Raw genomic sequence first — 16,081 nt, 5'->3', positions numbered from 1 at the left:
GCTATACTCCTTAAAAATCAACCAAGGAGGAAAAGCCATGCAGAACCATTATCACACAAATATTGATCGGACTTCGATATTCTATTCACAGTGGATAAACGTTGAACTCCTTCCGTTTCTAAAAAAGATATGGCGTCGGAACATTCTGACTGACGCAATCGAAAAAACAAAAGAAGTAACAGTATACCTACTGACAACTCTTGCCGTGAGTGGAATGTTTCTGGGCGGAGCGTATCTCTTTTTAAGGCAACTTGCAGAATATGGCTGGTAAAGAGAAGAGAGACATTTGCAGGAAAGGGATACAAAAAAGGAAAAAAGAAAAGCCGGGATGATTGGCTACCATCCCGGCTTTCGTTGTATTATTCCTTCCAGTCAGGACGGAGATACAGTTCGGTGAGTTGCTTTCTATCAACTCCCGATGGTGCCTCAGTAAGAGGACAGGTCGCTTTCTGGGTTTTAGGGAAAGCGATGACGTCTCTGATAGAACTGCAACCACATATCAGCATCAGCAAACGATCAAGTCCAAATGCAAGACCACCATGCGGTGGAGCACCAAGCTCCAGGGCCTTTAACAGGAAGCCGAACTTATCATCAGCCTCTTCGTCGCCAATTCCCAGCGCTTCAAGCACCTTCGCCTGAATAGCTCTCTGGTGAATACGAATGGAACCTCCACCAATCTCAGTACCGTTAAGAACCAGATCATAAGCCCGGCTGTACACTGCACCAGGATCGGTATCCAGTTTTTCGAGGTCTTCTTCTTTTGGCGCGGTAAACGGATGATGAAGCGCCTGAAAGCGCTTATTAGTCTCGTCATACTCAACAAGTGGAAAGTCGGTAACCCAGATGAAATTAAATTCATCCTTTTTAAGCAGGTCAAGGCGACGGGCAAGTTCAAGTCGAAGCTCTCCGAGATACTGGAAAACAACCGCCTTCTTATCAGCACCAAAGAAAAGTACATCACCTTCTTCGGCACCAAGCTCACTATTGATGGTCGCGCGTTCCTCATCAGAGAAGAACTTGGCAATCGGAGACTGCCATTCTCCATCAGCTTTCATCTTCACCCAGGCAAGCCCTTTAGCGCCGTACTTGACGACGTAATCGGTGAGATCATCAAGATCTTTTCTTGAGAAGGTTGCACAACCTTTAGCGTTAATCGCACGAACAGTACCACCGCCGTCAGCAATTGAGCGGAACACCTTAAAACCACAATCTTTAGCGATTTCGGTAAGGTCAGTCAGCTCAAGACCAAAACGTACATCCGGACGATCCGTACCGAAACGTGCCATTGACTCATCGTATGGCATTCTGTTGAATGGAGGCTGCAGATCAAGACCGAGGGTATCTTTGAACAGTTTGGCAATCATGCCCTCTGTGATCTTGATAACCTGCTCTTCATCAACAAATGAAAGCTCCATATCTATCTGCGTAAATTCAGGCTGACGGTCAGCACGCAGATCTTCATCACGGAAACATTTGACGATCTGGTAATAACGGTCCATTCCGGCAATCATCAGCAACTGCTTAAAGAGCTGCGGAGACTGCGGCAATGCGTAAAATTTACCTGCATTCACACGGCTTGGCACCAGATAATCGCGCGCACCCTCAGGAGTGGAACGAGTCAGCATAGGTGTTTCGACATCGATGAAATTTTCAGCATTGAGATAATTTCGGATGGACTGAACCGCCTTGTGACGCATGATAAGATTTGATGCCATCTCCGGGCGACGAAGGTCAAGATAACGATATTGCAAACGCAGATTATCTGAGACCTCAGTATCTTCATCAAGCGGAAATGGAGGAGTCTCACTGGTGTTTAAGATACGCAATTCATCAACAAGCACCTCGATTTCACCGGTTGCGAGCTTGGGATTTGCCATATCACCCGGACGTGCTGCTACAGTACCGGTAACTGCCAATACCCATTCGCTCCTAAGCTGATGAGCTTTGACATGAGTTTCCGGATTAGTCTCCGGATTAAATACTACCTGGGTGAGGCCTTCGCGGTCACGAAGATCAATAAAGATTACACCACCATGGTCGCGTCGTCTGAGGACCCAGCCCATAAGTGTTACTTTTTCACCGATATTTTCTTTGCCGAGTGCATTACAGGAATGCGACCGGACTAAGCTTCCCATTGATTCCATGATATCGTCAGTCTGGTTGAATTTTCTTTCTTCCTGAATGGATGAAAGAGTGTAAGAAACTCTGCAGGGACACGCCACCACGACATCGACCCTGCAGGTATTTTCATATATCTATTTTGAACAGCCAGCATCAAGTTGATAAAAGCGTACTAACCAGCCAAATGTTTGTGTATTGCTTCAGCAGTGAGTTCAACGTCCTGCTGCTCTTGTGACTCCATATTACGGAGCACACCTTTTCCTGATGCAAGCTCGTCCTCGCCAATAATGAGGACATGAGCAGAACCAGCCTTATCAGCCTGTTTCATCTGGCTTTTCAGACTCCGACCATCCAGGTCCATTCCGACCCGAAGCCCGGCCTGTCGCAATTCGTGAACCAATCCATAAGAAAGTTCAGAAGCTTTTTCACCTAAACCGGCAACAAATACATCAAGCTCAATACGTCTGCTCTCATCCTGCTTCTGCTGCTGCAGTAAAAGAACAAGACGCTCCAGCCCCATGCCAAAACCAATTCCAGGATTTTTCGGCCCGCCAAGTTGTGCAACCAACCCGTCATAACGTCCACCACCGCCGACAGCAGACTGTGCTCCGAGATCCTGAGTGACAAATTCAAAGGCGGTACGACAGTAATAATCGAGACCACGGACCATAAATTTATTCAGGCTGTAATTCACACCAAGTGTATCAAGGCTTTTTCTAACTACAGCAAAATGATCGTCACAGACATCGCAAAGATTTTCAGCCATTGATGGTGCATCTGCAACCTGTTCCCGGCAAACCGGATTTTTACAGTCCAGAACCCGCAACGGATTTTTTACAATCCTGCGCTTACAGTCATCACAGAGATGCTCCTCACGCTCAGCAAGGAATGTCAAAAGATTCTCGCGATACTGTGGGCGACAGTCAGGACAACCAAGAGAATTCACCTCAAGGCTTACAGAAATGCCAAGACGCTCCATAATCATGGAACCCATGGCCATTATTTCTGCATCAAGCCGCGGACTGTCTGCTCCGAGCACTTCGACACTCAGCTGATGAAATTGTCGAAGTCGTCCTTTTTGAGGACGCTCATGCCTGAACATAGGACCAATGGTGAACAATCTCTGCACTGGTCTTTGCACATACAGGCCATGCTCAATATAGGCACGGATTAACGATGCGGTAGCTTCGGGGCGCATCGTAACGCCTTTATCAACAAAGCTGTACATCTCTTTTTCGACTATATCAGTGGCTTCGCCAATTGATCGTGCAAAAAGGTCTGTTTTTTCAAGGATAGGCAGACGAATTTCTGAAAACTGAAAACGTGCAAGGACGTCACGGGCGCAGGACTCAACCCGCTGCCAAAGTTCAATATCTGCCGGAAGTATATCTTTAAACCCATTAAGGGCCTTGAGTTTCACTAAAATGTCTCCGCAATTTGGGAATAGAGTGATTATTGTAGTTCTTAATCAAAAAAAGAATAAAATTAAACGCAATTTTCCCACTTTGTCAAGCACAGGCAAAAAGTGATGCAAATTCCTCGCCATAACACAAAACACCCGCTTATCGTTGGTATGCAACACCAAAACGCGCGTACTGCCGTGCAATTAGACTGCTTGACAAAAATCTGCAAGACGGGCATTATCCGACACTGCTGTCATTATTAATATCTAAAGGAGTACTGCCGTACATGAAGTTACCGTCGCTTACCATAGGAAATTTTACCGCCTCCTTCCCGCTACTTCAGGGAGGTATGTCTATTCGTGTTTCCACTTCTGCCCTTGCAGCCCCGGTTGCAGCCTGCGGCGGAATCGGAATTATCGGTGGTTCTGGAATTCCCACCGAAGAACTTAAGGCCGATATTAAAAAAGCTAAGAGCATGACAGACGGAGTTGTTGGCGTAAACATAATGTACGCCATGAAAAACTTTTACGATCTGGTCATGTGTTCTATAGATTCCGGTGTCGACATGATAATCACCGGTGCCGGTTTTTCTCGAGATATTTTCAAGATTGGCAAGGAACATAATGTGCCCATCGTCATGATTGTCTCATCTCCAGCACTTGCTAAGCTTGCCGAAAGACTCGGTGCTTCGGCTGTAATCGTAGAAGCCACTGAAGCAGGTGGACATCTCGGTACAGACAAGCCGCTTCGTGAGATCTTTCCAGCCATCAGGGACGTTGTTAAAAACATCCCCCTCATCGCAGCCGGTGGTATCACCAACGGGTATGAGATGGCAGAGATGATGGATAAATACGGCGCAGATGGCGTACAAGTCGCTTCTCGCTTTGTGCTCAGTGAAGAGTGCGATGTGGCTGATGAATTCAAGCAGGCATACCTTAATGCTGGAAAAGATGATATCGTCCTTACCTCATCTCCAGTTGGCATGCCCGGCCGCGCAGTCAATACACCCTTTGTTTCTTCAAAAAATGAGGGTGAGGACCATTCTACAAAGAAATGTGTCCACCGTTGTCTGAAAAAATGCGATCATCACTACTGCATCAGCGATAGACTCATGGCATCCCGCGATGGCAACATTGAAGAAGGACTTGTTTTCGCAGGAGCCAACACATACAAGATGAAAGATATTCTGCCAGTTGCAGAGATCTTCAAACAGTTCAGAGAACAAGCGGAATCCGTTTTCAAAGAAGGTAAAGGCTTCCTTCCTACCATCTGATAACACAGCATGCAAACAACAACGGATGTCGCGTCAGGCACGCAACCCGATAAGGTGCTCGCAGGCAGGGTCATTCCACCAAGCGAGCACCCGATCACCATTGACAGGATTAGTCGGGATGCACTTTTTGTGATGCGCAAACTCAACAAGGCCGGCTTTTCAGCCTACCTGGTTGGTGGCGGTGTCCGTGATCTCTACCTTGACAAAGAACCCAAAGATTTTGACATCAGCACTAACGCCAGACCGGGACAACTCAAAAAGCTGTTCCCTAATTCCAGGGCTATTGGTCGAAGGTTCAGACTTGTCCAGGTTTTCTGCAAAAATGGCAATGCCATTGAGGTCTCGACTCTCCGGTCACTGAGCGAGCATGATCTTGATGGCCCAGAGGCTGTTCTTGCACCGAATAACACTTTCGGATCTCTTGACGAGGATGCTCAACGCCGTGACCTGACTATCAATTCGCTGTTTTACGAAATTAAAACAAACACGATTATTGATTACGTAAATGGTGTTGAAGATCTCGACAAGGCAATAATACGTATAGTCGGCAACCCCGACAAACGGATCAATCGTGATCCTGTACGTGCAATCCGGGCAATTCGTCATGCTGCCAGAAATGGATTCACCATCGAAGACAATTCGTGGCATGCCATCTGTTCCAATCACAATAAACTTCTTCTCTGTCCCCCCTCACGCCTCCGTGATGAGACGCTAAAAGACATCTATAGCGGCGCATCAGCAGCCTGGTTTGAGCTGGCAGCCCAATCTGGAATTTTTAACGATTTATTTGGTATTTATCGCAAATACCTTTACAGCCCGGTTGACCAATCTACATCATGTAAAGATCAACTGAGCAGTATTTTCAGCACCATCGACCGGATAAACAGTGTCGCCGTGAGCAATAAAGGCTCACGACAGCCAGACTTCTTTATGCTTGCCCTTATCCTCATACCATGGGCGGAAGCAAAATATGGTATATTTACCGAGAAGCTTAAGGGACCCGCTCTTTTTCAAACCGGAAAAAGAATCCGTTCTGATATTGATCGCGACCTAGGCGTACAACTCAACCTCCGCCGCTCTCTCCGACAGGACATCACTACCCTGCTCACCAATCTAAGCTCGCTTATTCATCACAGACAAAATGGCACCTGGCCCAAATGGCTGCGTAAGAAAAGTTACTTTAAACGATGCTCTCTTTTCTACCACTGCTACATTGAAGCCATTTCAGGTCAACATGTCGACGACGAGATACTTTACACGCCGCACAAACCGCACAAAGAGCCAAAACGCCCTGACTCGAAAAGTGATTCAAGTGCATCAAACAAGCCTGCGTTCGCTCCCACATCGAGAAAAGGCATCTTCGGATTCAAGAAATAAACGCCTCTCTCGACCAACACGCCCACCTTGACACTTCTTCCTGCCTGTATTATAAAAGACTTTGAATGTCACGTAAGATTTTGATATTCATGGATATTATTTTTTATATAAATTCCATTTTGGTCTAGTGCAAATATTATTTATGCAAAGCACTCTCATTTCATTTGCATTTATCACCGTTTATATCTAATTACAACGGTGATTGCTTGGTTGTCGTAAACCCCTTTTTTCCCAGATTTTCAGAGAATTCAGGCGCACTGATTATCACTAGGGAACTCAGGGTTAGGCTGTAAGTCTTATTTTTTGTCCGACACCGAGGTGTCGGCACAATCGCGCTCTAAGCGCACAATTGTTGTCACAGCAATAGGAGGTTGATATGGCAGACACGGTTAACAAAACTCTGGATCCGCAACTGAACAGGCGCGGTTTCCTTAAGGGAATCACTATGGCAGCTGCTGCTTTGGGACTGTCCGAGACAGTTGTTCCCAAAATGGTAGAAGCTGCCGCATCCGGCAAACGCCCACGAGTTATTTGGCTTCACTTTCAAGAATGCACAGGATGTACTGAGAGTCTTCTTCGCTCTTCTCATCCTGATCTTGCGCGACTCCTTCTTGATATCATTTCACTTGATTACCATGAAACGATTATGGCAGCAGCCGGACATCAGGCTGAGCATAATCTGCATGATACCGTAAAGAATCACCCGTTCATTCTTGTTGTTGAGGGTGCTATCCCTACAAAAGATAACGGAATCCACTGCATGATCGCAGGCAAAACAGCAATGGAGATCCTGGCTGAGGTTGCTCCTAAGGCTTCTGCCATCATCGCGATCGGCACCTGTGCTACCTTTGGCGGTGTTCAGGCTGCAGCTCCAAATCCAACCGGCGCTGTCGGTGTACAGGATCTGGTAGACAAACCGGTTGTTAACATATCCGGCTGTCCCCCAAATCCAGTGTCTTTCCTTGGAACAATTCTCCATTATCTCACATTCAATCGTCTGCCACAGCTTGATAAGCTTGGCCGTCCACTCTTTGCTTATGGTCGCAGAATCCATGATCATTGCGAAAGACGTGCTCATTTCGACGAGGGACGTTTTGTTGAGCAGTTCGGTGATAAATTCCACCAGCTCGGTTACTGTCTCTACAAAGTTGGCTGCAAAGGTCCTGAGACCTTCTCCAACTGCCCTGCAGTACGCTTTAATGACGTAGATGTATGGCCTGTAAGCGTTGGCCACGGCTGTATCGGCTGTACAGAGCCTGGCTTCTGGGACAGCATGACCCCATTCTACGACAGACTGCCAAAAGTCAAAATCCCTGGCACCGGCATCATCGAAGACGCTGACAACATCGGCAAGAAAGTTCTTGGTGTTACCGCAGCAGCAGTCGGTGTACATGCCGCCGTTGGTATTGGCAAAGGCCTTATCAAAGGTAAAGGCAGCAGCGAGGAATAATTCGCTACAGTAGTTGATTGAATTTTATACCTGCTGGGCGCTTTAGGAAACTCGATTTCCAACCAGCCAGGTAGACCAATATATAATGGAGGTTTTGCACATGGCTCAGAGAATTACCATTGATCCGGTTACCAGGATTGAGGGTCACCTACGAATAGATGTAGAAGTTGACGGCGGTCAGGTCACCAAGGCCTGGTCTTCCGGCCAGATGTACCGTGGTCTTGAGAACATTCTCAAAGGTCGCGATCCACGTGATGCATGGTTGTTCGTTCAGCGTATCTGCGGTGTATGTACAACTGTTCACGCCCTCGCTTCAGTTCGCTCCGTTGAGAACGCACTCGGACTCGAAATTCCACTGAACGCACAGCTCGTCAGAAACATGGTTCAGTCCATTCACTGTCTGCACGATCATATCGTTCATTTCTACGCGCTTTCCGCACTTGACTGGGTAGATGTGGTTTCTGCTCTTGATGCGGATCCTGTCGCTACAGCCAAGCTCGCAGACAGCCTGTCAGACTGGCCCGGCAACAGCCCTAAGCGTTTCGCAGCTGTAAAAGATAAAGTCAAAGGCCTTGTAGCTTCCGGCCAGCTTGGACCATTTGCTAATGCATACTGGGGCCACTCTGCAATGAAGCTTCCGCCCGAGGCTAACCTGATGGCAGTTTCCCATTACCTGGAAGCTCTTGACTATCAGCGCAAAGCTACTCAGGCACTCGCTATCCTTGGCGGAAAGAATCCGCACGTTCAGAACCTTTCAGTTGGTGGCGTTACCACTAACCTGAATCCTGACAACCAGACCGCGGTAACTGTAGAGCGTCTTTACTACATCAAGCAGCTTGTTACAGAAGTAAAGCAGTTCATCGACATGGTCTACATGACCGACGTAGTTGCAGTAGGCGCACTTTACAAAGACTGGCTGCCATACGGCGCTGGCGTTACCAACTACATGGCAGCTCCTGACATGTTCCTCGACGCTGCAGGAACCAAAGCTGATCTGCCTGGTGGTACCGTTATGAACGGTGACCTCAGTACTGTTAAGCCAATCAACACCATTGCCGACGAATACTTCATCAAGAACGTTGAAGAGTCGATTGCTAAAGCATGGTACGATGGCGACTGGTCCAAGCATCCTTGGGACAGCTCAACCGATCCGAAGTTCACCCAGTTTGAAGACGATGGCAAATATACCTGGCTCAAAGCACCTCGCTTCCAGGGTAAGCCTATGCAGGTTGGTCCTCTTGCACAGATGGTCGTCGGGTATGCACAGGGTCATGAAAGAACCATTAAAGCTGTTGATGCCTGTCTTGCCAAGATCAGCTCTGTTGCTGGTGTTCAGGTTGGTCCTGAGATTCTTCACAGTACTATTGGACGTCACGCAGCCCGTGCAGTACGCGCAGGCATGATGGCTGACCTTTGCCTTGAGCACTGGGAACTTCTCGCCAACAACATTTCTTCAGGCGATTACGAGATCTTCAACCCACCTGTATTCCCGAAAGGCGAGCAGCGCGGCGTTGGTGTTCACGAGGCACCACGCGGTCTCCTGTCTCACTGGATCGTTATTCAGGACGGCAAGATCAAGAACTACCAGGCTGTTGTTCCTTCAACCTGGAATGCGGGTCCACGTGATGCTGAAGGTCAGCTCGGACCTTACGAGGCTTCTCTTATGGGTAATCCTATTGCCGATGCTGAGAGACCACTTGAGGTTCTGCGTACCATTCACTCATTTGATCCATGTATCGCCTGTGCGGTTCACATGCTCGATCCGGAAGGCAAGGAAACGGTAAAAGTGAAGGCTCTGTAATTGAGGTCTTACAAACACTTAATCGTTCTTTTCCGGAACTAACCGTAGGAGGTAAATACAATGGCAACATTTGAAAAGAAGTACTGCTGGAGTGTACTGTTCCGGCTGTTTCACTGGATGTATGCCCTGTCAATTGTGACTCTGTGTGTCACCGGTTTTTACATTAACGGACCGTGGACCAACACAATGATCGAGGGTAGCGCAAGTTTCCCAATGGCAATCATGCGCTTCATCCATTTTATCGCCGGTTATGCATTTGCGAGTGCAATAATTATTCGTGCATTCCTTTACATCTTCGGCAACGCTCAGGAACGAGTATGGGACATACTTCCTGTTACCCCGCGTAACATCAAGAACCTGTTCTCTACCATTCTCCGCTACGCGTATATCAGTGAAGATCACGATGCTCGTCTTGGACACAATGTTCTTGCCGGACTGACCTATCTTTTCACTTTCGTCGTCGCTATATTTATGATCATCAGTGGCTTCTTCATGCTGTTTCCCGAAGCAACAACCTGGTTCAATATTGGAACCAGCATCTTCGGTAGCCAGCAGTGGGCCCGTTACATCCACCATCTGTTAATGTGGTGGTTCATGATGTTCGCTATCATTCACGTATACCTGTGTATCTGGAATGACGTGAAGGAGCCGGAGGGAATTATTTCCTCCATCTTTACCGGTGACAAATTCTTACACAAATAAGCAGGACCAACAAGGGCTCGAAATCCTCATCCGCGGCACCGTTCAGGGTGTTGGGTTTCGACCCTTTGTTTACAATCTGGCCTCTCGTCTTGAGATATCCGGCACGGTATCAAATACCAGTGACGGTGTCCTTATAAGGGCAACAGCTCAAGACGACAGGCTCGTGTTGTTTTTGGAGGGGTTGAAGAACGACGCCCCTCCACTTGCGCGTATCACTTCCATTGAAGAGAAACCTCTGACCGAACCGGTTGAAGAGGGTTCTTTTACCATTCTGGCATCAGTGGCCGGAGCATCTGCAAAAACAGTCATTCCACCGGATATCGCACTGTGTGATGATTGCCTTCGCGAACTGCTCGACCCTGCCGACCATCGTCACAACTACCCATTCATAAACTGCACAAACTGTGGCCCGAGATTCACTATTGTCGAGACCATTCCGTACGACAGACCAAAAACGTCGATGAAAGTGTTCCCCATGTGTCCGGTATGTCAGTCGCAGTATAATGATCCGGCCGATAGACGATTTCATGCCCAGCCAAACGCCTGTGGCGATTGTGGCCCTCAACTATCATGGCATGAGAAATCTGGTGAAGCGATTTCTTGCAAATCACCACTTGCTGAGGCTGCCGCTGCTCTTTGTACTGATGCTATTTTAGCTATTCGCGGTCTTGGTGGATTTCATCTTACTGTTAACGCCCATTCAGATTGTGCAGTTAAATTACTCCGCACACGAAAAGGGCGACCGGATAAACCGCTTGCGGTTATGATGCCGGATATTGTGACTATTAAAAAGTATTGTGAGGTGAGTGAAAAAGAAGAGAATCTTCTACTCTCCATGATGCATCCGATAGTCCTTCTGAAAAAGAACGAGTTCCAGCATGATTTCTCGCTCACCGCAGACCTGGCTCCCGGGATTTCCGAGTTGGGAGTCATGCTCCCCTATACTCCACTTCACCATCTGCTTTTTCAGCAAAAAGATTGCCCTGATGCCCTCGTGATGACATCAGGTAACGCCAGCGGCGCACCCATCTGCACGGCAAATGATGATGCGTTAACTCGTCTCAACCATATCGCCGACTTCTTTCTGCTCCATAACCGTGATATTGTCACACGAATAGACGATTCTGTCTGTCGTATTGTTGGCAATACAACCCAGATTTTACGACGCGCACGCGGCTTTGTCCCCTCTCCTGTTATGGTTGACTGGGAACTCCCCCAGACTATCGGCTGTGGCGCCGGTTTAAAATCAACATTTTGTCTTGCTCGGGAAAAGTCTGTTTTTCCTAGTCAGCATATCGGGGATCTCTTTAATCTTGAGTCATTTGATTTTTTTAGTGAGTCAGTCGATCACCTTAAAAAAGTCTTTCAGATAGAACCTGAAATTGCTGTCTGCGACCTGCATCCGGATTATATGTCCAGTCATTATGCCGCAGAACTAGGCATACCACTTTATCGGGTACAGCATCATCATGCCCATGCGGTGGCGGTGATGGCAGAACATGGACTTTCAGAACCTGTGCTGGCAGTTATACTTGACGGAACCGGCTATGGCCCCGACTCAACCATCTGGGGCGGTGAAATACTTCTAGCAGATTTAACCTCATATAAACGCCTTGCACACCTTGAACAACTCCACCTTCCCGGTGGGGACGCTGCTGCATCAGAACCCTGGCGCATGGGATTATCAGCACTCTTCACTGCCAACAATGGTTCGCCATGGCCTGTAGAAGACCTGCCAGACTCACTATCAATCATACCCGCCGCGAAAATTGCTGTTATCAACTCGATGTTGAGTAACGGCTTTAACTCCCCACTCACCTCAAGTTGCGGACGACTATTTGATGCAGTCGCCTCCATTCTTGGTATTCGTCAAAAAATTTCTTACGAAGGCCAGGCCGCCATTGAACTGGAAGCGGTCGCAAGAAAGGCAACAACCACTACGTGGTATAACGACATCCCCGATTTCAACAGCCTCTCCACACCATCTCTATTGTGCGAAAGGGGCGAAAAGTGGGAGATTTGTTCGTCGAAATTTGTTAAATTGATTTTGGATGCTCTTGCCGACGGTCACAGTATCGGCAATATTGCACTACAGTTTCATTATTTGCTCATCAGCAGTATCAACGAACTTATCCACCGACTTTCTGCAGAAACCCATGTCAGGAAAGTAATCCTGGCTGGTGGTTGCATGCAGAACAGCCTATTACTGGAAGGTTTCTCCCACACACTAACAGCAAATAATATCGAGATTTTTACAGGGGAATCCATGCCAATAAATGATGGCTCGATTTCTCTAGGTCAGACAATTATAGGAGGTCTGCAACATGTGTCTCGCAATACCCATGAGGGTTACCAAGGTTGAAGGTGACCCGGACGATTTCACCACCAACCAGATAGCTACTGTCGATGCCGACGGTATCAGCAAAGAAGTACGTCTGGACATAGTTGACCATTGGCCAAATGTTGGTGATTACGTCATCATCCATGCTGGTTTTGCCATTCATTCCCTCGTTGAGGAAGAGGCCAAGAAAAACCTCGAACTCCTGCGACAACTGGCTGAGACAATGCCGGAGGAACTCCTCGCCCCGCCCCAAGGAAGTGAATAATGAAGCATCTTGATGAATATAGAGATTTAGAGCTTGTTAAACCGCTCTTAGAAGAACTTAAGTGTTCTGTTACTAAGCCGCTCAGAGTAATGGAAGTGTGTGGTTCGCACACTATGGCTATATTCAGAAACGGTATTCGCTCCATCCTGCCAGAAGGCCTTGAGCTGGTTTCAGGCCCGGGCTGTCCTGTTTGTGTGACATCCGCGCCGCATATGGACGCGTTTATCTCCATGGCCGACAAACCCGGCGTTCGTGTTGCAATTTTTGGCGATTTATTCAGGGTTCCCGGTACAAATGGTTCTCTGGCAAACGCCAGCTCACGAGGTGCCAAAGTCGACATTGTCTATTCGCCCATGGACGCCCTTGAAATTGCAAAAAAGAACCCTGATCAACTCATGGTCTTTCTCGGAGTCGGTTTTGAAACAACCACTCCCGGTATTGCTGCCACAATAATGGCTGCAAAAGTTCAAGGCGTAAAGAATTTTGTCGTATTCTCCACCCAGAAAACCATGCCGCCGCCGCTCATCGCACTCCTTGATGACCCTGAACTCAAAATAGACGGTCTGCTTTGTCCCGGTCATGTCTCTTCAATAATCGGGGCCGGTGCCTATGAGCCACTTGCTCAAAAATATGGCCTCGCCTGTGTTGTAGCCGGATTTGAAACTGCAGATCTTATCAAAGGCCTTATCAGTCTGGCCAATCAGGTCTCGAGTGGTGAGGTGAAGGTTGAAAATGTCTACCCTCGCGTTGTAAGCTGGGAAGGTAATCAGCGTGCCCAGAGCATGGTCTATGAGATCTTTGAGCCTGCCGACATGGAATGGCGTGGACTTGGTGTTATTCCACAGAGTGGCTTGAAAATCAGGGATAAATACAAAGAATTCGACGCTCAGGTTCGTCTCGAAATAGAACTTCCTGAAGTTGAAGAAGCCAAAGGATGTATGTGCGGTCAGATTCTTAAAGGAATCAACACTCCTATGGATTGTCCACTCTATGCGAAACGATGCTCACCAGCCAACCCAATAGGCCCGTGTATGGTTTCAAGTGAGGGCACGTGTGCCGCTTACTATAAATACGGTCAGGACAGCTAATTTCACACACACATCGCAGTCCGGAAAACGCGACGGCTCTGAATATTTTTTTCAACCAGAACCGTTCAACTTTCTCCGGACATTGTTGTTTAAATATAACGAAATAAGAGTAATTGCATGGCTGAAAAAACCATTCTTCTCGATCATGGCAGCGGCGGACTGGCCAGCCAGGAACTTATCGGCAATCTGTTCCTGAAATATCTCGACAACCCGACCCTGCACAGTCTTGAAGATAGCGCAATCATTGAAAACCAGCCGGGCAGACTGGCGTTCACCACAGATTCCTACGTTGTCGACCCACTCTTCTTCCCTGGTGGCGATATCGGTAAGCTCGCGGTTCACGGAACCATTAATGACCTTGCCATGCGTGGTGCTAAACCGCTTTGTCTCAGTCTCGGTCTTATCCTCGAAGAGGGGATGCCCATGGATGAACTTGAGCGCATCATCATCTCTATTAGCGAAGCAACGAAAGAAGCCGGCGTACCTGTTGTTACCGGAGATACTAAAGTTGTTCCCAAGGGTAAAGGTGATAAGATTTTCATCAACACTTCCGGTATAGGTATTGTTCCTGAAGATATCAATATTTCATCTAAAAACGGCAAGGTAGGGGACGCTATCATCATCTCAGGAACACTTGGAGATCATGGCATTACAATCATGACCAGGCGTGCCGGAATAAGCATGGAAGGCGACCTCAAGAGTGACACAATGGCTCTGCATACACTGGTTGCCAAACTCCTCGAAGAAATACCCGACGATGTACATACGCTTCGCGATCCAACCCGTGGTGGAGTTGCCACTTCTCTTAACGAAATTGCCGGCGCGTGTGGACATTCAATCGAGTTGAAAGATGAAGATCTACCTGTTCGCCCGACTGTTCGTGCAGCATGCGAAATGCTGGGGCTGGAACCGCTTTATCTCGCTAACGAAGGGAAATTACTACTCGTAGTCAGTGCTGACAAAGCAGACAAGGCTCTTGAGATTATGCATTCTACTCGAGAAGGAAAAGAAGCGGTAATGATCGGTAAAATCACAGACGGAAAGGCCGGACGTGTAATTATCAACACACCTGTTGGCGGCTCACGCGTTGTGACACCGTTACATGGTGAACCGCTTCCGCGAATCTGTTGAGATATTGGTTGAGCAATCATCCACAATGGTGGCATTCCAGCCATAAGAGATATTTGGTATCAAAAAGACAATGACAGAGACAAAAAAAATAGGGATTGCCGGTATTGGCAACCTGCTCCTTCGTGATGAGGGGTTTGGTGTTCACGTTATTCACTACCTTCAAAACAACTACGAGTTCCCTGACAACGTAGACATTCAGGATGTTGGCACCGCCGGAATCTACATGGCTCCGTTTCTTGAGGCATGTGATCCTGTGCTGGTTATCGATGTCGTGGATATTGAAGGTGAACCCGGCTCTTTTCATTTCTTTACTCTTGATGATGTAAGGGCCGGAACATTTCAGACCAGAATGTCTCCACATCAACTCGGACTGCTCGAGATTTACGAGGTGTGTAAGCTTCGTGGCGAAGCGCCGAAAGAGATCGAGTTCTACACCATCATCCCCAAAGAGTTGACCGAAACCATCGAAGCATTCAACGAAGCCACAAACAAAACTTCCGCGATAGAAGAGATGAGCATTCATCTCTCTGATGTAGTAGCAGCAAGACTGGTTGAAGTCGCCGAAATGATACTGAAACGACTCGAAGAACTTGGTATTGAAGTAACTAAAAAAGAACCGGTACAGGGCTAAGAATTATGCATGAGATGTCTCTGGTAGCAGGTCTTTTTGAACAGTTGAAAGATCTTGCTGCAGAAAACAAGGCCACTAAAGTTGTAAAAGTAACAATGGAAATCGGCCCGTTATGCGGTGTTGTTGTGGACTCATTTGAGTTCGGCTTTGAAATTCTCTCCTCTCAGGAGCCGCTTTTTAAAGATGCTGAACTGGTTATTGAGATTCCTGAAGTCACCTATACATGTACAACATGTCAGCATAAGGAAGTCATAGCCGGACCACGACCCGATGAATGTGCAAAGTGTGGAGAGTTTTTCCTCACCCCGAAGGGGGGAGATGATCTGATCCTCAAGCAAGTAGAAATGGAGTAATTGTTAAGCGCTCCGCAGAACACTATCTGTGCACGATCATAGGGTGCAGCATACAAAAACGTATAGCTGCACCCCATGCTTGCACACATCTAGCGCTCTGCAAAACGCTTAACTGGAAGTAATACGATATAGTCTTAACAAATAG

General features: G+C 47.5%; 14 protein-coding genes. 12 read left to right on the top strand and 2 right to left on the bottom strand.

Annotation, left to right across the window (positions count from 1 at the left end; translation table 11 throughout):
- Window positions 1-37 precede the first annotated feature (37 nt).
- A complete protein-coding gene (locus tag FCL46_RS26690; RefSeq protein WP_136808617.1) occupies window positions 38-271 on the top strand; it encodes a hypothetical protein in 234 nt (77 codons plus the stop codon).
- Window positions 272-359: 88 nt separating this feature from the next.
- On the opposite strand, the gene aspS is transcribed toward FCL46_RS26690, so the two are convergent.
- Complete coding sequence (aspS, locus tag FCL46_RS26685) at window positions 360-2,144, bottom strand: aspartate--tRNA ligase (protein ID WP_136808618.1); 1,785 nt, start codon at window positions 2,142-2,144, stop codon at window positions 360-362.
- 149 nt (window positions 2,145-2,293) lie between these two features.
- The gene (hisS, locus tag FCL46_RS26680) at window positions 2,294-3,541 is read right to left on the bottom strand and encodes a histidine--tRNA ligase (protein WP_136808619.1); all 1,248 of its coding nucleotides are present in this window, start codon (window positions 3,539-3,541) and stop codon (window positions 2,294-2,296) included.
- A 269-nt stretch (window positions 3,542-3,810) separates the two neighbouring features.
- Between hisS and FCL46_RS26675 the strand changes: the two genes are divergently transcribed.
- The 11 genes from FCL46_RS26675 (at window position 3,811) to FCL46_RS26625 (ending at window position 15,936) form a co-directional block, all read left to right on the top strand.
- A complete protein-coding gene (locus tag FCL46_RS26675; RefSeq protein ID WP_136808620.1) occupies window positions 3,811-4,797 on the top strand; it encodes an NAD(P)H-dependent flavin oxidoreductase in 987 nt (328 codons plus the stop codon).
- A gap of 9 nt (window positions 4,798-4,806) precedes the next feature.
- A complete protein-coding gene (locus FCL46_RS26670; RefSeq protein WP_136808621.1) occupies window positions 4,807-6,174 on the top strand; it encodes a tRNA nucleotidyltransferase/poly(A) polymerase-related protein in 1,368 nt (455 codons plus the stop codon).
- A gap of 376 nt (window positions 6,175-6,550) precedes the next feature.
- Complete coding sequence (locus FCL46_RS26665; protein ID WP_136808622.1) at window positions 6,551-7,624, top strand: hydrogenase small subunit; 1,074 nt, start codon at window positions 6,551-6,553, stop codon at window positions 7,622-7,624.
- Window positions 7,625-7,724: 100 nt separating this feature from the next.
- Window positions 7,725-9,425, top strand: coding sequence for a nickel-dependent hydrogenase large subunit (locus FCL46_RS26660; RefSeq protein WP_136808623.1), 1,701 nt, complete (start codon window positions 7,725-7,727; stop codon window positions 9,423-9,425).
- Window positions 9,426-9,485: 60 nt separating this feature from the next.
- A complete protein-coding gene (cybH, locus tag FCL46_RS26655; RefSeq protein WP_136808624.1) occupies window positions 9,486-10,127 on the top strand; it encodes a Ni/Fe-hydrogenase, b-type cytochrome subunit in 642 nt (213 codons plus the stop codon).
- Window positions 10,105-12,489, top strand: coding sequence for a carbamoyltransferase HypF (gene hypF, locus FCL46_RS26650; RefSeq protein ID WP_136808625.1), 2,385 nt, complete (start codon window positions 10,105-10,107; stop codon window positions 12,487-12,489). The genes cybH and hypF overlap by 23 nt, the downstream gene beginning before the upstream one ends.
- On the top strand, window positions 12,452-12,733 hold the full coding sequence (locus FCL46_RS26645; RefSeq protein WP_136808626.1) for a HypC/HybG/HupF family hydrogenase formation chaperone: 282 nt from the start codon (window positions 12,452-12,454) through the stop codon (window positions 12,731-12,733). Before hypF ends, FCL46_RS26645 begins: the two co-directional genes overlap by 38 nt.
- Window positions 12,733-13,821 carry a hydrogenase formation protein HypD gene (gene hypD, locus FCL46_RS26640; protein ID WP_136808627.1) on the top strand — a complete coding sequence of 363 codons (1,089 nt, stop codon included), beginning with the start codon at window positions 12,733-12,735 and terminating at the stop codon, window positions 13,819-13,821. The genes FCL46_RS26645 and hypD overlap by 1 nt, the downstream gene beginning before the upstream one ends.
- 117 nt (window positions 13,822-13,938) lie before the next feature.
- Entirely contained in the window at window positions 13,939-14,952 is a 1,014-nt protein-coding gene (gene hypE / locus FCL46_RS26635) for a hydrogenase expression/formation protein HypE (protein WP_136808628.1), read from the top strand.
- A gap of 70 nt (window positions 14,953-15,022) precedes the next feature.
- The gene (locus FCL46_RS26630; RefSeq protein WP_136808629.1) at window positions 15,023-15,583 is read left to right on the top strand and encodes a HyaD/HybD family hydrogenase maturation endopeptidase; all 561 of its coding nucleotides are present in this window, start codon (window positions 15,023-15,025) and stop codon (window positions 15,581-15,583) included.
- A 5-nt stretch (window positions 15,584-15,588) separates the two neighbouring features.
- Window positions 15,589-15,936: a hydrogenase maturation nickel metallochaperone HypA/HybF gene (locus FCL46_RS26625; protein ID WP_136808630.1), complete on the top strand. Its 348-nt coding sequence runs from the start codon at window positions 15,589-15,591 to the stop codon at window positions 15,934-15,936.
- The last annotated feature ends 145 nt before the right edge of the window (window positions 15,937-16,081 follow it).

The sequence above is a fragment of the Desulfosediminicola flagellatus genome (assembly GCF_005116655.2).
Lineage (GTDB): Bacteria > Desulfobacterota > Desulfobulbia > Desulfobulbales > Desulfocapsaceae > Desulfopila > Desulfopila flagellata.
This window is presented reverse-complemented; position numbering and strand designations above follow the sequence as displayed.